The sequence below is a fragment of the Streptomyces sp. NPDC002734 genome, assembly GCF_040295685.1.
Classification (GTDB): Bacteria; Actinomycetota; Actinomycetes; order Streptomycetales; family Streptomycetaceae; genus Streptomyces.
In genome coordinates, this window is sequence record NZ_JBEOVU010000005.1 from 203,039 (window position 1) to 229,416 (window position 26,378).

The following is a 26,378-nucleotide window of genomic DNA, read 5'->3' on the forward strand; positions in this document are numbered from 1 at the left end:
CCCCGAGCATACGAGCGGCACGAGCTGGGCAAACACGGGCGTCCGGTCGTGCGGAGGGGGTTTCCGCGGGTAATTCGATGCCGGACCGTCGGTAACCCTTGTTAGGTTCACGTCACGTTGCTGAGTACACGTCAGAGGGGGCGTTCCGTGCGGAACAAGGATCGAAGCAGACGGGGAGTGGTCGCGTCGGCGACCGCCGCGCTGCTGCTGGCGACGCCGGGGGTCGCGTCCGCGGCGGAGAGCACACTGCCGCAGCCGCGGGTCGAGGACCTGAGGACGGGCTACGGCGCGTGTGCGACGGGGGCCTCCGCGCCGTACGTGGGGGAAAGGCCACAGCTCGAGGTGACGCTGCGGAATCCCGACTCGGGGGCCTGGGCGAGTGCCGAGATCGAGGTGTGGTGGACCGACGCCGCGGGCGCCGAGCGGCGTGAGACGCTCACGACCCACGAGAGCACCCCGGACGTCCCGCTCCGGGTCACGCCGTCCTCCGACGTCCCCACCGACACCCTGGTCTCGTGGCGGGTGCGGGCCATCGGCGATCAGGGGGCGATGTCCGCGTGGAGTGATGAAGGGGACGGCCGTCCCTGCCAGTTCGTGGTGGACACCGACCACCCCCAGCAGGCGACGATCACCTCGGACCGCTACGACGACACCGCCTGGCACGACGGGGTGGGCGTCTACGGCGGCTTCACCTTCGACTCGCCGTCCGACGACGTGGTCGCCTATGTCTACCGGTTCACCGGCGAATCCGATCGCACCGTGGAACCGGAGGAGGCGGGTGGGCCGGTGACACTCCGCTTCATGCCTCGGAAGGACGGACCCGACTCCCTGACGGTCAGGGCGGTCGACCGCGCCGGTAACTCCAGTCCCACGACCTCTCACCGGTTCCTGGTGGCCAAGGGCCGCGCCCCCGTCGCCCACTGGAAGCTCACCGACGCCTCCGCCGAGGCCGGACCGGCCCTGCGGGCCGAGGACGGCGTGACGTTCCGCGAGGCCGCTCCGTACGGCACGGGCCTCACCGGCAGCGCACGGCTCAGCGGCGAGGGCAACGGCTACCTGACGCCGGACGCACCGGTGGCGGACACCGGGACGACCTTCGCGGTCGGCGGCTGGGTCCGCCCGGACCGCACCGACCGCGCCATGACGGTCGCGAGCCAGGACGCCGCCGACGGCACCTCCGCCTTCACGCTGGGCCTGAAGCCCGCAGCGGACGGCGACGCCGACTGGGCGTTCACCTTCGGCGGCGCGACCGTCGCGGGCGGCGGCCCGGAGACCGGCGACTGGGCCCACGTGCTGGGTGTCTTCGACACCGAGGACGACACCCTGCGCCTCTACGTCGACGGCAGGGCCGTCGGCGAGCCGGCGAAGACCGGCCCCGTCGCGGCGCCGGGCGCCTTCCAGCTCGGCCGGGCCCGCGGCGACGGCGGACGGCGCTGGCAGGGCGACCTGGCGGACGTCCGGGTCTGGGACCGGGTGGTCGTCGGCGCGGAGGCTGCGGCGCTGGCGAAGCGCGAGCCGCAGGACGCCGGGGTCTGGGACTTCGAGTCGGTGACCGACGGCAGCGCCCCCGGCGGTGCGGGCGGCGCGCTGACGCTGCACGACGGCGCCACCGTCTTCCGGTACGTGGACGACCCGGACTGCTGGATCGACCCGGAATGCGTTCCCGGCCCGTCCGCCCTGGTGGGCGACGCCCATCTGGAGCTGGACGGCTCCGCCGGCCACGCGGCCGGCGAGGGGCCGGTCGTCGACACGTCCGGCAGCTACACCGTCGCCGCCCAGGTCCGGCTGGCCGACAAGGAGCCGGCGGGGCCCATGACGGTGCTCTCCCAGGGCGGCGAGCACGGTGACGCGTTCAAGGTCCGCTACGACCCCGCCACCCACGCGTGGCAGCTGGTGGTGACGGACGGCGAGGGGCCGGACGCCGAGGAGACCGTGGCCTCACGCATCACGGCCCCGGACGGCGGGAAGGGCGACGGCCACCACATCGCGGTGGTGCACGACGACTCGGCCGACACCGTCCGGCTCTACGTGGACGGGTCACTCGGCGACGAGGCGGCCTTCGACGCCCCCTGGTCCGCCGAGGGCCCGCTGCAGATCGGCCGCGGACACACCGCGGACGGCTGGGGCGAGTACTTCCACGGGGCGGTCGACAACGTCCGGGCGTTCACCGGCGTCGTCGACGCGGATCGGATCCCCCGGCTGCGGTACTGACCCCGGCGGAACCCGCCACCGTCACGGCGCCCGCCCCTCGCCCACGCGAGGGGCGGGCGCCGTCGTTCCGGTGAGCGCGCGCACGGGAGGTGTGCGGATCCGGAGGGGATCCGGTGGAAGCGCGGACGGCCCCGGAGCCGTACATGCACATCGGCCGGAAATGCCCGTTCCGCCCGGAGCGGCGGCCGGTTAGCGTCGGCGGGGGACGGGGCCCAGGCCCGGTTCCGCAGGCGTGGACGACGGCCGTGGGAGGTCGGGCGGTGGCTGGTGCGTGGGGCCGGGCCGAGTTGCAGGACTTCCGGAGCAGGGTGCGCGGCGTCGTGCTCGGATCGGCCGTGGGCGACGCGCTGGGCGCACCGCTCGACGGACTGACACCCGGCGAGATCGTGGCCGCGCACGGCCCCGAGGGGCTGGCCGCGCCGGTCCCCGCGTACGGACGGCTCGGCGCCGTCACCGACGTCACCCAACTGTCGCTGTTCACCGTGGACGGGCTGATCCGCGCCCAGGTGCGCCGGGACACCGGCGTCTGGCACCCGCCCAGCGACCTGCACCGCGCCTGGCGCCGCTGGGCGGTCACCCAGGACGACTGGGGCCCCGACGAGCGGCGGGAGGACGACGGCTGGCTGGCCCGCGAGGAATGGCTCTACGCCCGCCGCGACCCCCACGGCCCCACCCTGCTGGCGCTGCGCGGCGAGAGCATGGGGACGCCCGCCGAACCACGGAACCCCCGTGAGCGCGGACCGCACGCGGCGGCCCGCTCCGCGGCGTTCGGCCTGCTGGTGGGCTGGGAGCCGCAGCTCGTCGCCCAGCTGGCCGTGGAGTGCGCCGCGCAGACGCACGGCCACCCCACGGCCTGCCTCGCGGCCGGCGCCTACGCGGTCACCGTGCACGGCCTGGCACGCGGGGAGGCGTTGCCGCAGGCCGTGCGGACGGCGATCGGGGCGGTCGAGCCGTGGCCCGGCCACCAGGAGGTCGTCAAGGCCCTGGAGGCCGCCCTGGCGGGCGCCGAGGAGCCGCCGCACCCGCTGGAGGCCGACGCGGGTGCGGACGAGGTCCTGGGAGCCGCCGTGCGCTGCGCGCTGGACGGGGAGGACGTGCGGCACGCCCTGTGCCTGGCGGTGAACCTCGGTGGTCCGGCGAGTGTCACCGGGGCACTGGCGGGCGGACTGCTGGGGGCGCTCCACGGGGAGACGGCACTGCCACCGGCATGGCTGGCCGAACTCGAGGGCCGCCCCACCCTGGTGGTGCTGGCCGACGACTTCGCGGTCGAGATGACCCAGGGGCCGGCCCTGCACGGGCCGTCCTACGCGTCCCCCGGCTGGCTGGCCCGCTATCCCCGCTGAACGGACGTCCGGCTGAACGGACGTCCCGCTGGACATTCGACCGACCGGTTCGGCATTGGGCGAGCCCCCTCGGCCAGGACGGCGAGCCGGACGAGAGGGCCGTACAGGGTGGTGCCCAGGTGCCGGGCCGGTGCGGCCCGTTGTCGCGGCGGTCGGTCAGATCCCGCCGAACGCACCACGGTTGACCCCGGAGACGAACGCGCTCCAGGAACCCGCCGGGAAGGCGAGGGTCGGGCCCGCCGGAACCTTGGAGTCCCGCACCGCGAGCTCCTCGCGCACCGGGGACTTGACCTCCACGCACGCTCCGTTGCCGGTCGAGTAGGAGGACTTGGTCCACGTGGGGGTGGCGCCCTGACGAATAGCCATTTTCTGCTCCGAGTTAACTGAGGGTGACGATGCGACTGATCTCCGCCAACTGGCTGTGACCGTTGGCGTGATCGACGCTACTCGCCGCCCCGCGTTTCGGAGGAGTCCATTCACTCGTGCGGATGGCATGTCCCAATAGCCCCTACCGCACCAGCAGTTGTGCGTGTACGGTTCCTCCCTTTGCCGTTGGCAAAGTCCAACGGCAACGGATTCGAGGTTACGGCGTCACGCAGTGTGAAGGCGGTCGGCGCCCCTCACGCGTAGGACTTCGCGATGTCCTCGATGAACTGCCGCGACTGCTCCACGTTCAGCGCCTGGGCGCGCAGGTGCTCGTACATCACGCTGTACTTCTGCACGTCGTTGGGCTTCTCCAGGTACAGGTCGCTGGTGACGCCCTCGATGTAGACCACGCTGGAGTCCGACGCGTCGGGGAACTCGAGGATCGCGTACTGGCCGTTGAGCCCCGGGTGGGCGCCCAGGTCGAACGGGATCACCTGCACCGTCACGTGCGGCATCTGCGCCTGCTCGACCAGGTGCTCCAGCTGCTCGCGCATCACGGCCTGGTTCCCGACCATGCGGCGCAGGGCCGCCTCGTCGAGCACCGTCCACAGGCGCAGCGGGTTCTCCCGGGAGTTGATCCGCTGCTGCCGGCGCAGGCGCACCTGCACCCGCTTCTCGATGTCCGCGGCCGCCGTCTCCGGCAGCGCGCCGGTGATCAGGGACTCCGCGTACCGCCGCGTCTGGAGCAGCCCCGGCACCACCTGCGGGTCGTAGACGCGCAGGCTGGCCGCGTCGGTCTCCAGACCGATGTAGACGCTGTACGGGATGTCGCCGAAGGAGTGCCACCAGCCCTGCTGGCGGGAGTCCTTGGCCATCTGCATGAGCGACTCGACGATCCGCTGGTCGTCGACCTCGTAGACCCCGCAGAGGTCGCGGACGTCACGCTGGCTGATGGACCTGCGGCCGTTCTCCAGCCGGCTGATCTTCGACTGCGAGACCAGCAGCCGCTCCGCCACTTCCTCGGCGGTCATGCCCTTCTGCTCGCGGAGCCTGCGGAGCTCCTGGCCCAGGCGGCGGCGCCTGACGGTGGGGTTGACACTGGACGCCACGGACGGCACCTCCGGCTGCGTACCTCAACTTTGCGTATCTGCTGTTCAGCAGATTGCCACCTGGGTGTGGGCCGCCGCTGGGAAACGGCGCACAATCGCTGCCCATGCGTGACGTCCTGGTCACCCGGCGTCCCTCCTGGGAGCGGATCCGCGGCAACGGTTCACGCTTTCGGGTTCGACTTGACGTCGGGAGTTGACGGCTGGCCCGCAGGGGTCCGGCGACGGCCCCGGGGAACGGGTCATGCCCGGACGGGGGCGGACCGGGAAGGTCCGCCGCCCGTCCGGGCATGTGCCCGTGCCGAGGTCAGCGTGCGACGGCCCGCATCATCGACCCCGGGTGCGGCTCGGCCGTCACACCCCGGGGCGCCTGCTGCGGAGCGGTCGCCCGCCCGTGCGCCGGGACCGGCGTGCGGGCGGCCGGCGCCTGGGCGCGGCGTGGTTGCGCCGCGGCGCCGTTCTGGACGTCCATGACCGCGTGCGCGACGAGGCCGCCCATCGGGTCGTGCCTGATCAGGTCCCGCAGCCGGGAACGGGCCGAGCGGCCCTCGTTGCCCGGATACAGGTGCTTGCCGAGGCCGACCGCGTGGGCCAGCGCCGCGAGCGCGGCGGTGCGGGGGTCCGGTGGGACACCCGTCTTGATCGCCGTGTCCAGCCGGGCTCTGATCTCCCGGCTGATCGCCGTGTCCGTCGCCTGGTAGCGAGTCGTCGGCAGTACTCCGCACATCGGACCGGCGACGGCATGAACCATGCCGCACCGCTCCAGGTGCGCGAGGTACGTCTGGCGGAGCCCCAAACGGGGTCCGCCGATCCAGTGGACCGCGCGTACCGGGGCGCCGCGTCGGCGCAGCAACTCCAGTGCGTGGTCCAGAGTCGGATCTCCTGTCGGCCGTGGCATCACCACGGAGATACGATCCCCGTCCGGGGCTATCCGTCCGGCCATGGCCAGCTCGACGAGCTGTGCTCCGGCCAGACCCAGGTCGAGCGACTGCGGCTGTGCAGTGGTACCCGTGGCCGGGTCCAACGCCAGCAGCAGAAGCTCCTCCGGAAGTGTTCTGCGGCTCCTGCCCATCCATGCCTCCCCGCGTGGATGTACGACAGGGTGACCCCTCTCACACTCATCTGTCGAGAGTGCGAGTCCGCTATCGGATGGAACCGGCAGGTATGTCGTTCTCGTCCCTGCGGAAGGGCCGGGAGCGCTGACGCGAGACTGGAACCTGGTCCGGACGGTGGCCGCCGGAGTTCACGGTCGGCTGGTTGGGCAGGCGCACGGGGAGTGCGGCGTATGGAGGAGGCACAGGTGGCGGGCGAGTCCCCCGACAGGTCGAAGCAGCGAGAGTCCTCGGCGGGTATGACGCCGGGCCCGGGGGAACCGGTTGCGGAGACCGCCGCGGCGTCGGCGTCCGCCGACCCGCGCGCCGCCTTCGCCCGCACCGCCGTGGCGGACCCTCCCTCCGAGCGGGACGCGGACGGGGCCGAGGACGGTGTGGAGGGCGGTGCGGACGAGGTGTCCGACGCGTCCGACGCGTCCGACGCGTCCGACGGGCCCGCCCCTGTCGCGGAGGACTCCGAACCCCTGACGGCCGTGGACGGCCCTGAGAGCGCCCAGGAGGCCCTGGAGGGGCCGGAGGGCCCCCGGGCCGCCGGAACGGCCCACGAGGCCCCCTCGGAGGCGTCTGACGCAGACGCGTCAAGCGTGGGCGCCGACGAGGAGGACCCCGCGGACCGCGTGACCGCCTCCGAGGACACGGACGGGACGCCCTCCGCCGAGGAGCCGTCCGCCGCGGCCGAGGCCGGGGACGAGCCGGTCGACGCGGTTGTGGCCGGTGCCGAGGACTCCGACGGGCGGAACGTGCCTGCCTACGGCGCGGCGGCGGGCCTCGACGAGGACGCCCCGGTGGGTGGCCGGGACGAGGAGGAGCCGTCCGACGCGGTTCCGGCCGGTGCTGCCGAGGCCGAGGACGAGCCGGTCGCGGGCGGTGCCGAGGACTCCGACGGCTCGAACGTGCCGGCCTACGGCGCGGCGGCGGGCGTGAGCGAGGACGCTCCGGCCGCCGGCCTGAGCCCGGAGCCGTCCGACGGGATCGGCGACGCGGTTCCGTCCGGTGCCGGTGACGTCCGGGACGAGCCGGTCGTGGACGCCGACGAGCCCGCGGACGAGGTCCGCGACGAGCCTGCGACCGCCGACGCGCACTCCGACGCCGATGAGGACCGGGACGGCGACGAGCCGGTGGCGGACGCCGTCGAGGCCGCGCGCCCCGCCGACCGTGACGCGCGTGCGGCCGGTGCGGAGGCGGACCCGGAGGCGGACGAGGACGCGCCTGAGGACGCGCCGAAGGGTGCCGACAGCTCCGACGACTCCGACGGTGCCGACGACACGGACGCTGCCGACCCGGACGCCGCCGACGCCGTCGCGGATGACGCCGACGAGCGTTCCGGCACCGCAGACGCAGACGCAGACGCAGACGCCGACGCGCCGTCCGGCGACCGTGATGCCGATGCCGATGCCGATGCCGACTCCGCGGGCGACGCCGCTGCCGCGGGCGACGCCGACGACCCGTCCGGCGACCCCGAAGGCGAGGACACGGACGGGCCCGAGGACACGGCCGAGCCCGAGGACACGGACGGGCCCGACGCCCCCGACGCGACGGACCCCTCCGGGTCGCGGCGTCCCGGGTGGGCGGCCGCACCGCTGCCCGCCGAGGAGAAGAGCGACGCGACCCGCACCCTCGGCAAGGTCGCGCCCCCGGAGGGCGGGCCGGACGCGAAGGGCAAGGGTTCCGGCAAGCCGGTGGACCAGCCCACCACCGCGATCCGTCTCGGCGGTCGCCCGGCCGCCAGGCCCCCGGTGGATCAGCCCACCACGCAGCTGAAGGTCGGCGACCGCTCGCCGTCCCCCACCCGCAAGCCCTCGACGCCCCCGGCGGGCCCGACGCCCCCCGGGCGCCCCGGCTCCCCGGCGGGTTCCGCGGGATCCGCCGGCCCCGCCCCCGTCGCGGCGTCGACCGAGACCACCGCGATCCCGCAGATCGGCCCGGAGCGCACCACCCAGCAGCCGCTGCCGCCCAAGCCGCCGCTGGACCTGCTGGCCGAGCTGACCAACACCCCGCCGCCGCCGGACAACCTGCCGCGCCGGTTGGTCCGCCGGGTCAAGATCTGGACCCCGGTGGTGGTGCTGCTGGCGATCGTGCTCGCGGTCGTGCAGATGGTCCGCCCGCTGCCCGAGCCGTCCCTGGTGCTGACCGCCGAGGAGTCCTTCCGTTTCGACGGCGACCCGGTCGCCCTGCCGTGGCCGGACGAGGGCCAGGGCTGGATGGACGTCACCGGTATCGGCACGGTCGACTCGTTCGGCGAGGCGAAGCCCGTGCCGATCGCCTCGGTCACCAAGTCGATGACCGCCTACGTGATCATGAAGAACCACCCGCTGAAGGTGGGCGAGGACGGTCCCTCGATCCCCGTCGACGCGCTCGCCGAGAAGGAGGGCGGCTACGACAAGACGGGTGACGAGTCCACGCTGAACACCGTCAAGGAGGGCCAGAAGCTCTCCCTGCGCGACGCGCTGTCCGCCGTGATGATCCCGTCCGCGAACAACATCGCGCGGCTGCTGGCCCGTTGGGACGCCGGTTCGGAGGCCGCGTTCGTCGAGAAGATGAACAAGACCGCCGCCGAGCTCGGCATGAAGAACACCACCTACACCGACCCCTCCGGCCTCAAGGAGACGACCGTCTCCACGGCGGAGGACCAGGTGAAGCTGGGCGTCGAGATGATGAAGATGCCCGCCATGGTGAACATCACCAACAAGGGTTCCTGGAAGGACCCTTCGGGCCGGATCCACTACAACTACAACACCCTGGTCCCGTACAACAACGCCATCGGCATCAAGACCGGCTCGACCACCAAGGCCGGCGGCAACCTGCTCTTCGCCGCCACCAAGGAGGTCGGCGGCGAGACCGTGACGCTGGTCGGGGCGGTCCTCGGGCAGCACAAGCCGTTCATCCTCGACACCGTCAACGCCGTGTCCAAGACGGCGATGCTGGCCACCCAGGACGCGCTGGAGTCGGAGACCATCCTGAAGAAGGGCGACGTCGTCGGGTACGTCGACGACCAGCTCGGCGGGCGCACGCCGGTGGTCGTCTCCGAGGACGTCAAGGCGGTCGGCTGGGCGGGTCACGAGGTCAAGCTGACCTTCGCCCCCGACCCGGCGATGCCGCACGCCGCGCCCGAGGGCACCAAGGTCGGTTCGCTGACCGTCGGCGACGCCGAGGGCGGCGCCGTGAAGGTGCCGGTGCAGCTCGGCAGCGACCTCCAGGAGCCGTCCACGGGAGCCAGGCTCACCCGCGTCGCCTGAGAAGGCGGGCCCCGCGGCCCGCCCCCGCTCCTCTCGCCGCACCACCCGCGGCCGCTCCCCCCGCCGCATCACCCGCGGCTGCTCCACCCGCTCCATCCGCGCCCCGGTGCGGACCCGCCGGTCCGGCGGGTCCGCACCGGGGCGCCGTGCTAGCGTCGCCGGGCTGTGCCGTGACCGCGCGGGCAGCGGGACCGGCGCCCGGGGCAGAGAGGTTCGTCCAGGTGAGCACAGCGGAACCGACGGAGACGCCGTCCACCGTCACGGACGGCACGGACCCCGCCCACGGGCCGGCGCCCGCCGCACGGACCGGCACCGACCGTGTGCCGGCGCCACGCTCCGCGCCACCGGCCGGGCCGGGGACGGAGCCGGAACCGGGACGAGGGGCCGGTGCGGAGGACGGGGCGGTTGACCGCCCCGCGACGGAGCACCCGCGGGCCGCCCAGGCCCCCCGGTCACGTCTTGCCCGCCTCGGCCGTCTCCTCCGCCACCCGGTGGCCGTCGTCACCGCCCTCACCGGCGTCCTCCACGTCCTCTGGTTCTTCGCGATGGCGAACAGCGGCGGGGACCTGGCGGCGCAGGACGCCTGGGCCGAGTTCGTCGGCCGGCACCCGGACTCGGCCTACAACCTGGCCTGGTACGGCGGCATGCACCCGGTCTCCTACAGCGTGCTGTCGCCCTACCTGATGCACGTCCTCGGCGTGCGGGCCACGATGATGCTCTCCGGCACGCTCTCCGCCGGGCTGCTCACCCTCATCCTCTGCCGCACCCGCCAGGGGTCCGGCCACCGGCAGGTGTGGCCGGCCGCCCTCGCCGGCGTCTTCGGCCTGCTCTGCAACGCCGTCTCCGGACGCGTCACCTTCGGCCTCGGCGTGCTGTTCGCCCTCGCGGCCGTCGCCGGCGTCTTCTGCCTGCCGCTGCGCGGGCGGCCACGGCGCTGGGCGAAGGCGCTGTGGGTGGCCCCGCCGGCCGCCCTCGCCACCATGGCGTCGCCGGTCGCCGGGCTCTTCCTCGGCCTGATCGCCGTCGCCCTGTTCCTTCAGCGCCGCCGTCCCGGGGCGTGGGCGCTGGGGCTGGGCCCGTCCGTCGTGGTCGCCGCCTCCGCCTGGCTGTTCCCGTTCTCCGGGACGCAGCCGATGGGCATCCTGACCGCCGTCCTGCCGGTGACGACGGCCCTCCTGGTGTACGCGGTGAGCCCGGCGCGGTGGCGGACCGTCCGGACCACCTGCCTGGTCTACGCCGCCGCGACCCTGCTGGTGTGGGCGGTCAGCTCCCAGATCGGCTCCAACATCACCCGCCTGCCGATGCTGTTCGCCGGCGTCGCCCTGCTCGCCGCGCTGCCGACGACCGCGCCGCGCACCCGGCGGCGGTACGCGGTGCTGGCCTCCTTCACGCTGTTCACCGCCTGGGTCGGCGTCGGCACCGTCACCGACGTGATCAGCATGAAGCCGGACGCCATCTGGGCCCGCGACCTCGCCCCGCTGGTCGACCGGCTGCAGCGCGCCGACACCGGGGCGGGCCGCGTCGAGGTGGTCCCCGCCAGCTCGCACGCCGAGTCCTCCGCCCTGGTCCCGTACGTCAACCTGGCCCGCGGCTGGAACCGCCAGGCCGACCGGGAGCGCAACCCGCTCTTCTACGACGGCACGCTGGACGCCGGGAGCTACCGCGCCTGGCTGCGCCGCTGGGCCGTGCACCAGGTGGTGCTCCCGCTGCACGGGTCGCCGGACGGCGAGGGCGGCCGCCAGGAACGGCAGTTGATAGAGGGCGGCCTGCCGTACCTGGAGGAGGTGTGGGCCGACGACAACTGGCGGCTGTACGCCGTCGTCGACCCCACCCCGCTGGCCGACGCGCCGGCCGAGGTCCTGCGCGCCGACGAGGGCGAGCTCACCGTCCGGGTGCCGCGCGCCGGCCGCTACACGGTGCGGGTGGCGCACTCCCCGTGGCTGGGCCTCTACGACGCCGAAGGGGAACTCCTGCCGGCGCCCGGACCGGACGGCTCGAACACGCACGGCTGCCTGGCGTCCGGCGAGGAGGACGCCTGGGGCGTCGCCTGGACCGTCCTGGACGCCCCCGGCCCGGGCACGTACCACCTCGCCGCCCGTTACCGGATGCAGCGCGGCACACCGTGCCCCGAGCCGGAGGATGCCCCGCAGAGCCCCTAGGCGTCCGCGGGGCGGGCAACCGGGCGGCCGGGCGGCGGCCAGCCGGGCGGCTCACAGCCGGACAACCGGGCGGCAGCCGGGCGGTGGCCGGGCCACGGCCACCGCCGTCGGGGCGGAGCGCTCAGGCCCCCGGCGGCGCCTCCACCGGGTACGCCACGTCGCACACCGGGTCCGTCGGCCCCGCGGCGGACCAGTCCGCGAAGTAGACCTCTCGGCACGGCCCGGCGACGCGCAGGTCCCGTTCGGTGATCCACCGCTCCACCGCCTCGAAGGCGTTGAGGATCATCGGCTGGGCCACCTCGGCCTTGGCGATGCGGGTGTACGCCAGGCGCCGCGCGGGCTCCTCGCGCACGCCCACGCCCTTGCCGTGCCGTGCCGCCCACTCCCGTGCCGCCTCCGCGTCCCGCACCGGGACGCACACCTCGGCGGGCCCGTCGCTCTCCTGCGACACCTCCGAGTGGTAGACCACGAACGGCGCCGCCGGGACGCCTCCGCACTCCTCGGCCGCCACCGCGTGCAGCCGGTCCAGGGTGGTCCCGATCCAGGCGGGCAGCTCGCCCACCAGGACGTGCCGCTTCAGGGTGAGCACCGTGCACCCGGGCACGTCCGCCGTCTCCGTCGTGTACCGCTCGCTCATCAGGGAGGTCCTTCCGTCCAGTCGCGCACGGAGGAAGTCCACGAGGGCCCGCTGCCCGGCGAGCCGCGCCTCGACGTCCGCCCAGTAGGCGTCCACCCTCTCGGCGGCCGCCGGACCGTCCCGGCCCATCAGCTCCACCACCTCGGCGACCGCCGCCAGCGGCATGTCGAGATGCCGCAGGTGCACGATCGTCCGGGCGAGCTCCACCTGAGCGGGCCGGTAGGAGCGGTAGCCGCTCACCGGGTCGACGTGCGCCGGGGGCAGCAGCCCCAGCCGGTCGTACAGCCGCAACGCCTTCGCGGACAGCCGGACCCTGGCGGCGAACACGCCGATGCTGATCAGCTCGTCGTCACCCGTGTCCACGCCCATGGCCTCCTCCGTCACCGGACCCTCGGCCCGGTGACGGGGAGACTGGGCCTTGACCCAGGGGCAAGGTCAACCACACGTCCGCGGCCGTGCCCGACGGCCGGCCGCCGCCGGTCCCCGCCCGCCGCCGGTCCCCGCCCGCCGCCCGCGCCCCTTGGCGGGCTATCGGCCGAGGACCTTCTCGATCGCGGAGACGACCTCGTCGGACTCCGGCTCGGTCTGCGGGGCGAAGCGCGCCACGACCCGGCCGTCCCCGTCCACCAGGAACTTCTCGAAGTTCCAGCGGATGTCCCCGCTGTGCCCCTCGGCGTCCGCGAAGCCCGTCAGCCGCCGGTAGAGCGGGTGCCGGTCCTCACCGTTGACGTCCACCTTCTCGGTCATCGGGAAGGTCACGCCGTACGTCGCCGAGCAGAACTCGGCGATCTCCTCGGACGTCCCGGGCTCCTGCCCCATGAACTGGTTGCACGGCACGCCCAGCACGGCGAACCCGCGCTCCGCGTACCGCTCGTGGAGCTTCTCCAGCCCGTTGTACTGCGGCGTGAGGCCGCACCTGGACGCCACGTTCACGATCAGCAGCGCCGTGTTCCCGGCGTACCGGCCCAGCTCCGCGGAACCGCCCGTGAGCGCACCGATCTCGACGTCGAACACCGAACCCTCAGCATTGGTCATGCCACGGAGCCTAACCGGCGGGACGCGCTCGACCGCCCGCCACCGCGCACCGTCCCGCCTCGGGATACTCACTCCCAAGCTGAGTACGCGCACTCTGCGGACGGGCGGGGGCAACCGTCCACGATGGGCCCATGACCACGCGAACGATCACGCCCTCCGTCCCCCGTCAGGTTCTCGCGGGACTCCTCCTCGCCGTCGTGGCGGCAGGCCTCTGGGCCGCCTGGCTCGGCTGGGACCAGCACCGCGACGTCCACCCGGACGGCTCCACCACCGGACCGTACGAGGCCTGGCAGGTGATCGGCCTGGTCCTGACCCTCCTGGCGCCCGTGGTGTGGGCCGCCTCCCGCCGCCACTTCGCCGGCGCGGTGCTCGGGACGACGGCCGGCCTCGCCGCGGCCGCCTGGTACGACTGGTCGGACGACGCCAGCGGCCTCTTCGTCGTCGGCGTCGCCCTGATCACCGCCGGCTCACTGGCCGCCACCGCCCTCGTCTGCGCCGTCACGGCAGCCGCCAGCGGCAGCAAGGCCCACCGCCCGGGCGCGTGAGCGGGGCGGAGCCCTTCCACGGTGCACACACCGAGGTCCCGGACCGTGAGCGGTCCGGGACCTCTTCGTGGGCGGCGGCGGCCGGGCGGCTTCTGCCGGTCCGGGCTGGGCGTCAGACGGCGGGGCCGGAGTCCCGGCGGCGGGGGTGCGGGGGCCGGGGGGAGGGGCGGCGGGCCGTGAGGGCGGTGTGGGACGGGGCGGCCTTCGCGGCCCGGCGGGCCATCGCGCCGGCCCGGCCCGCCCGCTCACGGCACCAGGCCGTGGTGGCGCGGTACGTGGCCGCGGCCTGGCCGGGCGGGTTGTGGTGGGGGAGGAGCCGCTGCGGGTCCACCGCGGACGCGCGGGCCGCGAGCTGCTCCCACACCCGCGCCGCGGTCTGCGGGGGCACCGGCCCGAACCGCGTCAGCAGGACCGCGCCCACGCCGATGCCGATGCCCAGACCCACGTAACGCCGCATGGGACGGCCCTGCCGCCGACCGAGGTTCTTCGCCATGCCCGCACGCTACGGCCGCCGTGAGGGCCCGGACATGAGCGCTCGTACTCACGGCCCGTGGGTAGCCGCCCCACTCCCGGCCCCGGCGGCCCGGCGCCCACCCCGCGGCGTCACACCCCCGTCGAGAGGGCCACGTGGCGCCACCGGTCGAGCTCGCGTCGCACCAGGTCCAGCTTCGCCTCGACGCGTTCCACCGCGTCCGCGCCCAACTGGAGGCGCAGCGGCGGTTCCTCGCCCTCGGTGAGGTCCACGATCGCCCTCGCCGCCTTCGCCGGATCCCCCGGCTGGCGGCCGTCGTTCCCGGCCAGGGCCTCCCGCACCGGGCCCGCGCCGGCCGCGTAGTCGGCGATGGAGGCCGGCTCGACCCGGAGGCTGGAGCCGTTGAGGAAGTCCGTGCGGAAGCCGCCCGGCTCGACGACGGTGACGTGGACGCCGAGTGGGGCCAGCTCGCCCCACAGCGCCTCCGTGATCCCCTCGAGCGCGAACTTCGACGCCCCGTACACCCCCACCGCCGGCGCGGTGGCGAATCCGCCGATGGACCCGATGGTGACGACGTGACCGGAACGCTGCGCCCGCAGCGTCGGCAGGGTCGCCCGCAGCGTGTTGAGCACCCCGAACACGTTGACGTCGAACAGGGCGCGGGCCGCCTCGTCGGAGACCTCCTCGACCGCGCCCACCAGGCCGTGACCGGCGTTGTTGACCACGACGTCGATCCGGCCGAACGCGGCCAGTCCCTCCTCCACCGCCGCCGTGAGCTGCTCCGGCGCCGTCACGTCCGCCCGCACCGCCAGCAGACCCTCCGGCCGCACCGGGTACGCCCGCAGCACCGCCGCGGTGTCGCGCGCCGCGGCGATCACGCGGTGTCCCCGCTCCAGCGCCTCCCGGGTGATCTCCGCGCCGAGCCCACGCGACGCCCCTGTCACGAACCACACGCCCATGCCTGTTCCCCGTCCTCTTCCGACGTCCCACCGGCCGGCCGAGAACCGGCCGGTGACCCGACGCTAGAAGTTAGAGTCGGCTCTAGATCAAGGGCCTGACCGCAGTGATCGACGGAACGGAGGGCCGCTCATGGACCTGAGCATCGGTGAAGTGGCACGACGCAGCGGACTGAGCGTCCACACGCTGCGGTTCTACGAGCAGGAGGGCCTGTTCGCCAATCCGGTGCGCCGCCTGTCCAACGGCCGCCGGATCTACCACGAGGAAGACCTCGAGTGGCTGGCCGTCTGCACCAAACTGCGCTCGTCCGGCATGGCGCTGGCGCTGATCCGCCGGTACGTCGAGCTGGTCCGCCAGGGCCCCGGCAACGAGGCCGAACGGCTGGAACTGCTGCGCCGTCACGAGGGCCGGGTCGAGGCGCAGATCGGTGAGCTGCGGGAGGCGCTGGACGTCATGCGGTTCAAGGTGCGGATCTACCAGGAGCATCTCGCCCGCGGCGAGGCCGACCGCCTCTGGAACCCGGCCCGGCCGCAGCACGAGAACGCCGCCCCGGCCGGCGACGGGGCGGCGGACGGAGCGGCGGACACGACGGACGCGGTGGTGCGGAACGGCGCGACGGACGCGGTGGTGCGGAACGGCGCGACGGACGCGGTGGTGCGGAACGGCGCGGCGACCGGATGAGCCGGTGACCGGTACCGGAGTGACCCGGAGTCCGGGGCTCGGGGCGCCGCGCCGTCGCCGTCAGGTCTTGCGGTAGCGCGCGCTGGCGAACGAGAAGCCGCTGAAGGCCACCAGCCCCACGGCGATCACGACCAGCAGCCACGGACCGGCCGAAGTCTGGGTGAAGGAACGCAGGGTGTCGTCGATGCCCTTCGCCTTGTCCGGGTCGAACCGGACCGCCGCGATCAGCGCGAACACCCCGATCGTGCCGAACAGGACGCCGCGCGCCACGCCGCCGCAGACGCCGAGCACGTCGACCGTCCGGCGGACCCGCGGGCCCATCTGCGCCGTCTTGAGGTGCTTGCGGAACTTCCGCCGCACCGCACGGATGAGGATCCAGGCGCCCGCGACGATCACCCCGATCCCCACGGCGCCCACCAGCCAGCGACCCGCCGGCATCTCGAGCGCCTTGGCGGTGAAGTCCCGGGACTGCCGGTCGGAGGAGTTGCCGCCACCGCCGCCGCCCCCACCGCCCTGGTGCGCGGCGAAGGCCAGCACGGAGTAGGCCACGAAGCCGTAGAAGACGGCGCGGCAGGCGGAGAACAGACGCTTGCGCGCCTTGTGCCCGTCCGGCCCCGACGCGCCGAACGCCGCCTCGGAGAGCCGCCACAGCGCCATCCCGGCGGTGGCGATGCCCAGCGCCCACAGCAGCACCGAACCGAACGGCTTGCCGGCGATCTCGGCGAGCGCGCCGGAGCGGTCCGCCTGCTTGCCGCCGTCCTCGTGGAACGCCACGCGCAGCGCGATGAACCCGATGAGCAGGTAGAGCACGCCGCGCGCCGCGAAACCGGCTCGGGCCGCACGGTCCATCGCGGAGCTGTTGGCGGCGCGCCGAGCGGTGCTCCGGGCGCGCCACGTCGTCGATATACCCGTCATGCCGCCCGCTTGCCCGCTGCTTCACCCCGGAAACGGAGCGGTGCGGGCGCCGGGGACGCCGGGCGCCCGGAATCAGCCGCTCCGGCGTGCGGTGCGGCGGCCGGTGCGGCGAGAGCCCCGGGCCGGCCGCTTCAGTGCGGCATCGGGCAGCCGTCGTCCCGCAGATGCAGGCGGCGCAGATCCTGGAGCGGGCCCGCCGGGAAGGGGTGCAGCACCCACCTCGCGCGGTAACCGGCCTCGCCGTGCTCGGCGAGCACGCCCTGCGCCGCGTCCAGCACGGCGTGCGCGAACACCCCGCGCGGATGGGCCGACCGCCACAGCACCGTGCCCTCGGCGTCCGGAAGGGCCGGAACGACGCCCACGTCGGGGAACCGGTAGACGGTGACGTCCACCTCGTCCTCCCCGGCCGCCTCCCCGGCCCGGACCACCCAGCGCAACTCCTGCGGTTCGGCGTCGAAGAAGAACCGCGCCGTGCGCCGCTCCCCGTACCCCCCGTACAGCAGACCGGCCGCCGAGACGAGGTCCGCCAGCGCGTCCGTGCCGTAACTCACCGTGAGTGAGGTCCGCCGCGATCCCTCGGCCAGATGACACCTGGCCCAACCGTGCTTCCGTAGTTCCCACGTGAGCTGGAAGGCGCCCGTTGACGCCTGATCGACCGGCACGAGGAGCAGGTTAGTGGCAGTGGTCCGGTGCAGCCAGGGGCCGGTCACGACGGGATGCGGACCGCGGGTTCCGGTCGGCCGCGCCCGGTCGCCCACGGCCACGCCCGGCCACGCTGCGTGTCCTCCCGTCCGGTCGGCCGCATCGGAAGCGGAGGCTTACGAGGACCCCACGTGCCGAGACGTCGCCCGCCATCCGTCGGCAGCCGCATCCGCGCGCCCCCGCATGGCCGAACCATGCCTGCACGGCTCGTCGCGCGGCCGCGGCCGGGCGACGCGGACCTCCGCACGCACCCACGGGCCGGCACGCACCAATCCGCGGCCCTCCCGGCAACGGATCACCCGTGCACGCCCTGCCCTGCCCTGCCCTGCCCCGCCACGCCCACGGGAGACGTATTCGTGAAGGAACCAGTGCACATCGCCACCGGCCGCACCGCGAAACCCGACCTCCAGCACCTGCTGCGAGAGGTGGCGCTGGGCGACCACGAGGCCTTCGCGGCGGTCTACGACGCCGTGGCCGGCTCCGTCCTCGGCGTCGTCCGGGCCGTCCTGCGCGACCGGGCGCAGTCGGAGGAGGTGGCTCAGGACGTCCTGGTGGAGGTGTGGCGCACCGCACCGCGGTACCGCCCCGAGCGTGGCACGGCCGTCAACTGGATCCTGACCCTCGCCCACCGCAGGGCGGTCGACCGGGTCCGGTCGGTGGAAGCCGCGGCGGCCCGCGACACCAAGGCCGCCCTGCTCGGGCACCAGCCCGCCTACGACGAGGTGACCGAGCAGGTCGAGACGCGCCTGGAGCAGGAGCAGGTACGCCGCTGCCTGCGCACCCTGACCGAACTGCAGCGCCAGTCGGTCACCTTGGCCTACTACCGCGGCCTGACCTACCGGGAGGTCGCCGAGGCGCTCGCCCTTCCGCTCGGGACCGTCAAGACACGGCTGCGCGACGGACTCATCCGGCTCCGCGACTGCCTGGGGGTGACCGCGTGACCACCACCGACCCGCATGCCCTGACCGGCGCCTACGCCCTGGACGCGCTGCACGACGACGAACGGGCCGCCTTCGAACGCCACCTCGCCGACTGCGCGACCTGCGCGCAGGAGGCGGCGGAGTTCACCGCCACCGCCGCACGACTCGCCCTCGCCGCGACCGTGCGCCCACGGCCCGCCCTGCGCGAGGAGGTGCTGCGGCGCGTCACCACCGTGCGCCAGGTGCCGCCCGACACCGCGCCCCCGCGGCGCCCGCGCGGCGGTGCGCGGAGCGGGCCGGTCCTGGCCCGGTGGGCGCTCGCCGCCTGCGTGGCCGCCGCGTCCGCCTTCGGCGGCGCCGCCCTGTGGCAGTACGAGCGCGCCCAGGACGCCCGGGACCGGGCGGCGCTCGCGGAACGGCGGGCCGAGGAGGCGGCGGCGGTGCTGGCCGCACCGGACGCGGTGTCGCGCTCGGCGAAGGTGGCCGGCGGGGTGGGCACGCTGGTGGTCTCCGCCGAGCAGGACCGGGCGGTGTTCGTCGCGTCGAGGATGGCGGCGCCGCCGCCCGGCAAGGTCTACCAGCTCTGGTTCGCCGACGGAGACGAGATGCGCCCGGCCGGCCTGATGGACCCCGGACGCGGCAGCCAGACCATGCTCATGCGGGGTCCGGTCGACGACGCCTCGGGCGTCGGCATCACGGTGGAGCCGGCCGGTGGCTCGCGGCGGCCCACCTCGGAACCGGTCGCCCTGCTCGGCGTGCCGACCTGACGCCCTGCGTCGGACGCCCCGGCGCCCGGCGTCCGGCGCCCGGCGTCCGGCGCACGTCGAGGGGGGAGCCCGGCCGGCGCCGGGCTCCCCCCTCGTTCATCCGCTCCGGGCGTCAGCTCGCCGGCATCAGCACCGAGTCGATGATGTAGACGTGGGCGTTCGCCGTCTTCACCCCGCCGCAGACGACCTTGGCGGAGTCGCCGACCGTGAAGGACTCGCCCGAGCCGGAGGTCGTCAGCTTCGACTTCTCCAGCGTCGTGAAGGAGCCGTTCTCCAGGTCGGCGGGCGCCAGCTTCTCGCCGACGACGTGGTAGGTGAGGATCTTGGTCAGCTGCTCCTTGTCGTTCAGCACCGCGTCCAGGGTCTTCTTCGGGATCTTGTCGAAGGCGTCGTTGGTCGGGGCGAAGACGGTGATGTCCTGCGCGTTGTTGAGCGTGTCGACCAGGCCCGCCTTCTTCACCGCCGTCACCAGGGTGGACAGGGCCGGGTTGTTGGAGGCCGCGGTGGCCACCGGGTCCATCGCCATGCCCTCGAAGGAGCCGGCGCCCTCCTTCGGGACGGAGGAACAGGCCGGGCCGAACGGCTGGTCGACGCCGCTCGCGGTCGCCGAGCCGCCCATGCCCTCGTCACCGCCCCTGCTCTCCGAGGCCGACGCCTTCTTCGAGGAGCCGGCCGCGTCCGCGTCGCCGCTGTCGCTCGAGCAGGCGCTCAGCGTCAGCGGCAGCACCGCGGCGGCGGCGAGGAGACCGGTGGTACGGCGGATACGGGTGTTCATCGAGTTCTCCTGTCGGAACGGCGCAGCGCTCTGCTGCGTCCGGGGGTGTCACGGAACGGGGTGTCACGGAAGGTGGTTCGGGACGGCCGGGGCCGGAGCCGCGAGCCGGGCCGATCACCGGTGCCGGGGGATCACTCCACGGTCACGACCACGGAATGCCGGCCGGTGGCGCCGTCGGGAAGCGTGCGGGTGCGTCCGGCGGTCTGCACGAGGCCGTCCCGGTCGGTGGCGCGCACGGTGAGGGTGTGACCGCCCCGGGTGGCCGGCCAGGCGAGGGACCACTGACGCCAGGTGTCACGGGTGGCCTCGGCCGCCAGGTGCGCCTCCTGCCAGGGACCGTCGTCCACCCGCACCTCGACCTTGTCGACGCCCCGGTGCTGGGCCCAGGCGACGCCGGCGATCATCACCGTGCCGGTCCCGAGGCGGGCGAACGGCTTGGGCGTGTCGATCCGGGACTGGGTCTTCACCGGCGCCCTGCGCGCCCAGCCCCGCCTGACCCAGTACGGGTCGTAGTCGGCGAACGTCGAAAGCTCGATGTCCTCGATCCACTTGCAGGCGGACACGTAGCCGTACAGGCCGGGGACGACCATCCGCACCGGGAAGCCGTGCGCGAACGGCAGCGGCTCGCCGTTCATGCCGACCGCGAGCAGGGCGTCGCGGCCGTCCATCAGCTCCTCCACCGGGCTGCCGATCGTCATGCCGTCCACCGAGCGGGCCACCAGCTGGTCCGCCGGGCCGCCCCGGGACGGCGGCCGCACCCCGCACTCGGCGAGCAGGTCGGCCAGCCGGACGCCGGTCCAGCGCGCGGTGCCCACGTAGGGGCCGCCGACCTCGTTGGAGACGCAGGTCAGGGTGATGTCCCGCTCGACCAGCTCCCGGCGCAGCAGATCGTCCAGGGAGTACACGGCGGGACGGCTCACGCCCCTGCCGTGCACACGCAGCCGCCAGCGGGAGGCGTCCACCTCGGGCACCACCAGGGCGGTGTCCACACGGTAGAAGTCCCGGTTCGGGGTGACGAACGGGCCGACCCCGGCGACGCGCAGCCCGGACCGCCTGGGCACGGGCCGCGCCGGCGACCCGGGACGGGGCAGCACGACCGCGGCGCGTGAGGCGGCCGCGCCCTGACCGTGCCGGGCGTTCAGCACCCGGCCGGCCACACCCGCCACGCCCGCGCCCACCGCGGTGGACGCGACGGCGACGACGAATCCGCGCCGGCTCCGTCCCGTGGGGGCCTCGGGTGCCTCGGGTGCCTCGGGTGTCTCGGGTGCCGCGGGTGCCGCGGGTGTGCGAGGCCCCGCGCCCTCGGGTCCTGCCGACGCGTCGGGTCCTGTGCTGTCAGGCCCTGCATGGGCGTCAGGCGCCGCAGGTCCGGTGGGTCCGGTAGGTCCCGCAGGGCCGGCGGGCACCCTCACGGTCGCCGCGGTCAGGCGGCCCACCAGCAGGGACAGGAGCGCGGCCCCCGTCGCGGCGCCCACGGCCGAGGGGAGTGCGTCGACGACCCCGGCGGAGTCGGGGCGGCCGACGGCGACGGCCGCCCCGACGCACCCGAGGAGCAGGACACCGGCGATCCCGGCCCACCGGTACCGCACCGCCACGACGCCCAGGCCCAGTGCCAGCAACGACACCACGGCGAGGATGCCGAGCTGCAGCACGAGCTTGTCGTCGGCGCCGAACTGGCGGATCGCCCAGTCCTTGACCGCGGCGGGCGTCACGTCGACGGACGCGCCTCCCACCGCGACGACCGGACCGGACCGCGGGCGCCGCACCGCCGCCGCCACCAGCTCGGCCACCGCCAGCGCCGCGGCGCAGGCGGTCAGCCCGCTCAGCGCCGCCGGCGCCGCGCGTGACCACGGCCCCGGCCGGCCCCGCTGATCCTTCTCCTCGTCCCTCACGCCGGGAATCCGGTACCGCCCCCGGGGGCGGATTGGTCCTGGACCTGATCAGGTGAAAAGAAATCCCGGACCCATCCGCCGCGCGTTCCGCAACGGATTCCCCGGTTGAGGACCGACGGCCCGTCCCCGGTCACCCCCAGGACGGACGGGCGGCGCGAACGCCGAAGGCCGGGGGCGAGTGCCCGCGAGGCGTCACACCTCGCACACACCGCCCCCGGCCACGGTTCAGCGCTGTCGACGCCGGGCTCCCGGCGTCGGCGGGCGGCACCTCCGGATGCCGCCTTCTAGGACTTCGCGTACCTGTTCGCCATCTGACCGGCGAAGTCGTACACCGTGCAGGGCTCGTCGCCGACGGTCCACGCGTCGTGCCCGGGGGAGCACACGAACACCTCCCCGGGGCCGACCTCCAACTCGGCGCCGTCGTCCATGCGGATGTGCATCCGGCCCTGCACCACCAGTCCGTTGTGGTGGACCTGGCAGCTGTCGGTCCCGGCTATCGGCGCGAGGTCCCGCGACCACCGCCAACCGGGCTCGAAAGTGGCCACCGCGCAGTCCAGCTCCGAAAGGTGGACCGCTTCGAGGTGACCGTGCGGGAAGTCCCGGTGCTCGTCCGGCTTACTGGGGGTCTTGACCTCCAACATGACGATGCCTCCTTTGAGCCACACATCCATCGTGTGCACCGTTCGGCCCCATGTGCAACGCCGTGCCGGGTCCGAGCGCGTCGTCCGTCGCGAGGCCACGTAGCTCACGTAGGTACACGTACTCACGACGCGGCCACGGCTCGTCGCCAGCATGGGGAGCCACACTTCCCCGGGGGGACACCATGAACGCTCGCACCCTGATACGCCTGACCTTCGCCAATCCCGCCTCTGCCGCCTATCTGGGCCTCTTCGGCGCGTCCGTCGCGTTCGAGGTGGCTGCCGCGCTGTTCTCGGACCCGGGCATCGTCGGCATATGGCCCGTCCTCATCGCCGCCCCGACCTCGCTCCTGGCGGCGGGGCTCGACGCGGCGATCGGGGGCGCGGATTCGCAGGTCTGGTTCCTGGTCGGCGGGGTCTGCGTCAGCGCCCTGATCCAGTCGTTCGTCCTGGGAGCGTTCCTGGAGTTCCTGCGCGGCCGGCGCCGAGGGCCGGCCCGGCCGAGCCGCGGCTGACCCGCCGCCCGGGCCGGGGCGTCACCGCCCCGCTCCGCCCCGCTCCGCACCCGGCACCCGGCACCCGGCATCCGCACGACGAAGGGCCGGTCCGGAAGGCTCTCGCCTCCGGACCGGCCCTTCTGCCGGTGCCGCGGATCGGTGCGTCGGTCAGAGTCCGCAGGAACCGCTGTCGACCTGGAAGTACCGGCCGCTGGACCAGCGGCACAGCCGCATGCCGACGACGACGCCGACGATGGTCACCAGGGCCGGCAGGTACCCGCCGGCCACCTGGATGATCGGGATCGCCGGGCACCCGCCCGAGATCGCCCAGCCGGTACCGAACAGCACCGCTCCGGGGACCACGCCGCCGTGGATCCGCCCGGGCGTGCGGCGGACCCGCAGCAGCGCGAAGGCCACCGCGATGATCACCACGGCCCCGGCGAAGGAGAGGAACATCCGCAGGTCCTGGAAGGTGAACATGCGGTTCAGCTCGGCGTAGTCGCCGAAGCCGATGTTGGCGACGGTGTAGCCGAGGCCCAGTCCGGTGACGACGGTGGCCAGCAGAATCGCGCCCCGGGTACGCATCAGATCACCTTCCACAGGAGGAACGACACCGCGACGGCGGTGCCGAAGAACACGGCGGTCGCCACGATGCTCACCGGGCTCAGCCGGCCGCAGCCGTTGAGCCCGTGGCCGGAGCTGCACCCGCCCGCGAGCCGCGTACCGAAGCCGACCAGCACGCCTCCCACGAACAGCAGGACGGTCATCATGAGCGGATCGGCGGTCACCAGGTCCCGGAACCCCGGCCCCATGTCGAGGCGGAGTTCGAACCGCCCGGAGGTGACCGCGGCGATCAGCCCGCCGACGAAGACCGAGATCAGCAGGGCGGCCTGGGTGAACAGCGGCGCCGGGCGCCTGCTCGTGGCCGCGGGAGGGTCACTCACCGGCGGCTCGACGTCCACGTCGTCCACCTGGAGCGTGCCCGGCTGTCCGTACGGGACCTGCCGCGCGGGGGACGGAGCCGGGGACGGGGCCGGGGACGGGGCGGTGCCGAAATGCTCCGCCGTTGCCGCGGCGAGCGCCTCGACGAGAGCGCGGTCGTCGGCGAACTCCTCGTCCATCCGCTCCATGCGGCGCTCGCGCCGCCAGTGCACCACGCGGTCCCACGCGGAGGACACACCGAAGGACCGGTCGGTGGCGAGGGCGTAGTAGACGGTCACCAGGGCGAGCCCCACGGCACCCGCCCACCAGGGCCAGTAGCTGGTCATGCGGGTCGGCTCATCCAATCGGTCAGTCGAGCCCACAGGCCGCGCTTCGCGCGGGCCGCCTGCGGCTGCCGGGTGCGCTGGGCGGAGGGGGCAGGCCGGGCGTGTTCCTGTGAGGCGTAGGGGTCCGGTGCCGGCCGGCCCAGCGTGATGGGCATCGCCGGAGCTCCCGTCGCCCACGGAGTGACGCTCTCCGGGGCCGCCACCCGGTGCCCGGACGGCGCGGCCGGCCGGACCGGCTGCGCAACCGGCGGTGGCTGGGTCGCGTAGGCGCCCTGGGGCGGCTGGGCCGCGTACGAGCCCTGCGGTTGCTGGGTCGCGTAGGCCCCCTGTGGTGGCTGGGTCGCGTATGAGCCCTGCGGTGACCACGGCTCCTGCCGCACGGCGGTCTGCGGGGCGGCGTGCCCCGCGGCGGGTGCGCAGGTCCCACCCGTGTCGGCGGCGTCCTCGAGATGCCGCGCCTGGGCCCCGTTGGGCAGCAGGCTGATCGGCACGCGTTCACCGGTCATCGACATCTTGTAGCGCGCGCAGCCGAGCCACTGGTCGTTGCTGTCGCAGTAGTAGTCGCGCCAGCCCCGCAAGCTCTCTCTGAGCAGCGGGAACAGGGGACACCCTGTGGCGTGCGAGCAACCCACGTCGCTTCCTCCGATCGGCCGCGCCGCCTCTGTGAAAAGGGCAGCCGCCGTTCTCGATTTCCTGCCTTCGCCGTCGCGGCGGCGACCGCGAACTCGAAGCGACGCCGTGACGGCCTGTCATGCAACGGAGGCGCGCCTCCGTTTCTCCGACCGGGCGAGATGGAATCACCGTTCCGCATTCCAGGCAACTTTCCCGCAATTCGTCGAGCCGGAGCCGATCGACATTGCCGAGTGAGTGGTGTCATGCGCCGCCCATGCCTTTTTGTCTTCCCATGTCAGGACATTCAGGGGCGGCAAAAACGCCGTCAAGGGCGTCACATGGCATCGCTGACGGCTTTCGTGTCGATGCTGCACCCATTATTTGCGGGGACGGTGAGCGCACGAATGCCTTGTGGTGAAAGCGTGAATGCACGTGTGAAGGAATTGTCAATTTTCCATGCCGCCTGTGCGGGCGCCACTCATCGGGAAAGGCCCGTCGCGGCAAGTCCGAGTCGCCACTCAATGGTCAGCCCCCTCCGTGGTGCGCGGGCACGCCGGTGCGGAGGGAACCGCCTCCCTCCTCCGGCCGGCGCGCACCGCCCCGACCGCGCGACTGCTACCGTCCGCCCCCATGTGGGCTCAAGAGACCGTGGCCGGCCGACCCGCGTGGCGGCACACCCCCTCCGACGTGGTCTTCCGCGCCGTTCCCGGTGGGACCTTCCGGATGGGCCTGTCCGACGAGGAACTGATCGCCGCCCGCGCCCTTGAGCGGATCGGCGAGGCCGATGAGAGCCTCGATTGCTTCTTCGCCGCCGCGGGCCAGGCGCGGCCGGTGCGCGAAGTGCGGGTCGCGCCGTTCCTGATCGCCCGGCATCCGCTGACGGTGGCGCAGGCACGCCACTGGCTGCCCGAGTACGAGGAAGCCTTCGCCGAATCGGACACGGAGACGGCCCGTCTCGACGAGGACCTGGACGACCTGCTCGAAGCGCTGCCCTTCCGGCTGCCCAGCGAGGCGGAATGGGAGTACGCCGCCCGCGCGGGCACGAGCACCCTGACCTTCCGCGGCAACGTCAGGCCGGACGAGGACCAGGTCCTCGGCGACTTCGCCGACGAGGAACGCGTCGCCGCGAACGAGAACGCCTTCGGGCTGGCGGCGATGGGGTCGGCCAACGAGATCTGCGCCGACGTGTGGATCCCCCACTTCACCGACGCCCCGGCGGACGCCCGCCCCCGCACCGGGGACGGACCGAGGGTGGTGCGCGGAGGCGGCGGCGACCTCTCCCCGTGGCAGGGCTGCGACGAATGGACGCTCCTGCTCTCCGCCACCCGCGGCCCCTACCAGGACTTCACCGCGGTCCGCCCGGTCGCCCCTGTCCCGACCCCGAGCGGTTGACGGGGCGGCGCGGTGAGGCACTGTCCGGCAGACCGTGAAGGCGACGGTTACGACCCGGCAGCGTAGGCGGACGGAGATTGCCCGATCCCGGCATGGTCGGACACCCCTGGTTCCCGCGACGATGTCGGTGTCTTCAGGCC

General features: G+C 74.0%; 25 protein-coding genes. 10 read left to right on the plus strand and 15 right to left on the minus strand.

Features of this window, described 5'->3' with window-relative positions:
• Positions 1-177 precede the first annotated feature (177 nt).
• Together ABT026_RS07320 and ABT026_RS07325 are read left to right on the plus strand one after the other, a co-directional pair.
• Positions 178-2,211, plus strand: coding sequence for a LamG domain-containing protein (locus ABT026_RS07320; RefSeq protein ID WP_351113087.1), 2,034 nt, complete (start codon positions 178-180; stop codon positions 2,209-2,211).
• Between the two features lie 260 nt (positions 2,212-2,471).
• Positions 2,472-3,554 (plus strand): ADP-ribosylglycohydrolase family protein, encoded by a 1,083-nt coding sequence (locus ABT026_RS07325; RefSeq protein WP_351113088.1) that lies wholly within the window; start codon positions 2,472-2,474, stop codon positions 3,552-3,554.
• A 156-nt stretch (positions 3,555-3,710) separates the two neighbouring features.
• Here ABT026_RS07325 and ABT026_RS07330 read toward each other — a convergent pair whose 3' ends face one another.
• The 3 genes from ABT026_RS07330 to ABT026_RS07340 all read right to left on the minus strand — a co-directional run bounded on the left by ABT026_RS07330 (position 3,711) and on the right by ABT026_RS07340 (position 6,098).
• Positions 3,711-3,920, minus strand: a complete 210-nt coding sequence (locus tag ABT026_RS07330; RefSeq protein WP_351113089.1) for a DUF397 domain-containing protein — start codon at positions 3,918-3,920, stop codon at positions 3,711-3,713.
• Between the two features lie 254 nt (positions 3,921-4,174).
• Entirely contained in the window at positions 4,175-5,029 is an 855-nt protein-coding gene (locus ABT026_RS07335; protein ID WP_351113090.1) for a helix-turn-helix domain-containing protein, read from the minus strand.
• 304 nt (positions 5,030-5,333) lie between these two features.
• Positions 5,334-6,098: a GOLPH3/VPS74 family protein gene (locus ABT026_RS07340; RefSeq protein ID WP_351113091.1), complete on the minus strand. Its 765-nt coding sequence runs from the start codon at positions 6,096-6,098 to the stop codon at positions 5,334-5,336.
• A 213-nt stretch (positions 6,099-6,311) separates the two neighbouring features.
• Here ABT026_RS07340 and ABT026_RS07345 point away from each other — a divergent pair, with 213 nt between their 5' ends.
• Both ABT026_RS07345 and ABT026_RS07350 read left to right on the plus strand, forming a co-directional pair.
• A complete protein-coding gene (locus ABT026_RS07345) occupies positions 6,312-9,374 on the plus strand; it encodes a D-alanyl-D-alanine carboxypeptidase (protein WP_351113092.1) in 3,063 nt (1,020 codons plus the stop codon).
• Between the two features lie 221 nt (positions 9,375-9,595).
• Entirely contained in the window at positions 9,596-11,533 is a 1,938-nt protein-coding gene (locus ABT026_RS07350) for a DUF8823 domain-containing protein (protein WP_502967914.1), read from the plus strand.
• A 121-nt stretch (positions 11,534-11,654) separates the two neighbouring features.
• Here ABT026_RS07350 and ABT026_RS07355 read toward each other — a convergent pair whose 3' ends face one another.
• Complete coding sequence (locus ABT026_RS07355) at positions 11,655-12,539, minus strand: MerR family transcriptional regulator (protein ID WP_351113093.1); 885 nt, start codon at positions 12,537-12,539, stop codon at positions 11,655-11,657.
• Positions 12,540-12,698: 159 nt separating this feature from the next.
• On the minus strand, positions 12,699-13,205 hold the full coding sequence (locus ABT026_RS07360) for a glutathione peroxidase (protein ID WP_351113094.1): 507 nt from the start codon (positions 13,203-13,205) through the stop codon (positions 12,699-12,701).
• A gap of 131 nt (positions 13,206-13,336) precedes the next feature.
• Here ABT026_RS07360 and ABT026_RS07365 point away from each other — a divergent pair, with 131 nt between their 5' ends.
• Positions 13,337-13,750 carry a hypothetical protein gene (locus tag ABT026_RS07365; RefSeq protein WP_351113095.1) on the plus strand — a complete coding sequence of 138 codons (414 nt, stop codon included), beginning with the start codon at positions 13,337-13,339 and terminating at the stop codon, positions 13,748-13,750.
• A 112-nt stretch (positions 13,751-13,862) separates the two neighbouring features.
• Here ABT026_RS07365 and ABT026_RS07370 read toward each other — a convergent pair whose 3' ends face one another.
• Positions 13,863-14,243 (minus strand): hypothetical protein, encoded by a 381-nt coding sequence (locus ABT026_RS07370; protein WP_351113097.1) that lies wholly within the window; start codon positions 14,241-14,243, stop codon positions 13,863-13,865.
• Positions 14,244-14,353: 110 nt separating this feature from the next.
• A complete protein-coding gene (locus ABT026_RS07375) occupies positions 14,354-15,181 on the minus strand; it encodes an oxidoreductase (RefSeq protein ID WP_351113098.1) in 828 nt (275 codons plus the stop codon).
• 130 nt (positions 15,182-15,311) lie between these two features.
• On the opposite strand from ABT026_RS07375, the gene ABT026_RS07380 reads away from it, so the two are divergent.
• Positions 15,312-15,860, plus strand: a complete 549-nt coding sequence (locus ABT026_RS07380) for a MerR family transcriptional regulator (protein ID WP_351113099.1) — start codon at positions 15,312-15,314, stop codon at positions 15,858-15,860.
• A 60-nt stretch (positions 15,861-15,920) separates the two neighbouring features.
• Here ABT026_RS07380 and ABT026_RS07385 read toward each other — a convergent pair whose 3' ends face one another.
• Positions 15,921-16,775 (minus strand): DUF1206 domain-containing protein, encoded by an 855-nt coding sequence (locus tag ABT026_RS07385; RefSeq protein WP_502967915.1) that lies wholly within the window; start codon positions 16,773-16,775, stop codon positions 15,921-15,923.
• A 131-nt stretch (positions 16,776-16,906) separates the two neighbouring features.
• Positions 16,907-17,326, minus strand: a complete 420-nt coding sequence (locus tag ABT026_RS07390) for a hypothetical protein (protein ID WP_351113101.1) — start codon at positions 17,324-17,326, stop codon at positions 16,907-16,909.
• A 507-nt stretch (positions 17,327-17,833) separates the two neighbouring features.
• Here ABT026_RS07390 and sigK point away from each other — a divergent pair.
• Together sigK and ABT026_RS07400 are read left to right on the plus strand one after the other, a co-directional pair.
• The gene (gene sigK, locus ABT026_RS07395) at positions 17,834-18,418 is read left to right on the plus strand and encodes an ECF RNA polymerase sigma factor SigK (protein ID WP_351113102.1); all 585 of its coding nucleotides are present in this window, start codon (positions 17,834-17,836) and stop codon (positions 18,416-18,418) included.
• Positions 18,415-19,164, plus strand: coding sequence for an anti-sigma factor (locus tag ABT026_RS07400; protein ID WP_351113103.1), 750 nt, complete (start codon positions 18,415-18,417; stop codon positions 19,162-19,164). The genes sigK and ABT026_RS07400 overlap by 4 nt, the downstream gene beginning before the upstream one ends.
• Before the next feature lie 112 nt (positions 19,165-19,276).
• Here the strand turns inward: ABT026_RS07400 and ABT026_RS07405 are convergent, their stop codons facing one another.
• The 3 genes from ABT026_RS07405 to ABT026_RS07415 all read right to left on the minus strand — a co-directional run bounded on the left by ABT026_RS07405 (position 19,277) and on the right by ABT026_RS07415 (position 22,472).
• Entirely contained in the window at positions 19,277-19,939 is a 663-nt protein-coding gene (locus ABT026_RS07405) for a fasciclin domain-containing protein (protein ID WP_351113104.1), read from the minus strand.
• A gap of 131 nt (positions 19,940-20,070) precedes the next feature.
• Complete coding sequence (locus ABT026_RS07410; RefSeq protein ID WP_502967916.1) at positions 20,071-21,831, minus strand: molybdopterin-dependent oxidoreductase; 1,761 nt, start codon at positions 21,829-21,831, stop codon at positions 20,071-20,073.
• 284 nt (positions 21,832-22,115) lie between these two features.
• Positions 22,116-22,472, minus strand: coding sequence for a cupin domain-containing protein (locus ABT026_RS07415; protein ID WP_351113105.1), 357 nt, complete (start codon positions 22,470-22,472; stop codon positions 22,116-22,118).
• Positions 22,473-22,654: 182 nt separating this feature from the next.
• On the opposite strand from ABT026_RS07415, the gene ABT026_RS07420 reads away from it, so the two are divergent.
• A complete protein-coding gene (locus tag ABT026_RS07420; protein WP_351113106.1) occupies positions 22,655-22,984 on the plus strand; it encodes an SCO4225 family membrane protein in 330 nt (109 codons plus the stop codon).
• A 150-nt stretch (positions 22,985-23,134) separates the two neighbouring features.
• On the opposite strand, the gene ABT026_RS07425 is transcribed toward ABT026_RS07420, so the two are convergent.
• The 3 genes from ABT026_RS07425 to ABT026_RS07435 are packed head-to-tail and all read right to left on the minus strand — an operon-like array spanning position 23,135 to position 24,866.
• Positions 23,135-23,551, minus strand: coding sequence for a YeeE/YedE thiosulfate transporter family protein (locus tag ABT026_RS07425; RefSeq protein WP_351113107.1), 417 nt, complete (start codon positions 23,549-23,551; stop codon positions 23,135-23,137).
• Complete coding sequence (locus ABT026_RS07430; protein WP_351113108.1) at positions 23,551-24,234, minus strand: YeeE/YedE family protein; 684 nt, start codon at positions 24,232-24,234, stop codon at positions 23,551-23,553. Before ABT026_RS07430 ends, ABT026_RS07425 begins: the two co-directional genes overlap by 1 nt.
• Entirely contained in the window at positions 24,231-24,866 is a 636-nt protein-coding gene (locus tag ABT026_RS07435; RefSeq protein ID WP_351113109.1) for a hypothetical protein, read from the minus strand. Before ABT026_RS07435 ends, ABT026_RS07430 begins: the two co-directional genes overlap by 4 nt.
• A 610-nt stretch (positions 24,867-25,476) precedes the next feature.
• Here ABT026_RS07435 and ABT026_RS07440 point away from each other — a divergent pair.
• Positions 25,477-26,238, plus strand: coding sequence for a formylglycine-generating enzyme family protein (locus tag ABT026_RS07440; RefSeq protein ID WP_351113110.1), 762 nt, complete (start codon positions 25,477-25,479; stop codon positions 26,236-26,238).
• Positions 26,239-26,378 lie beyond the last annotated feature (140 nt).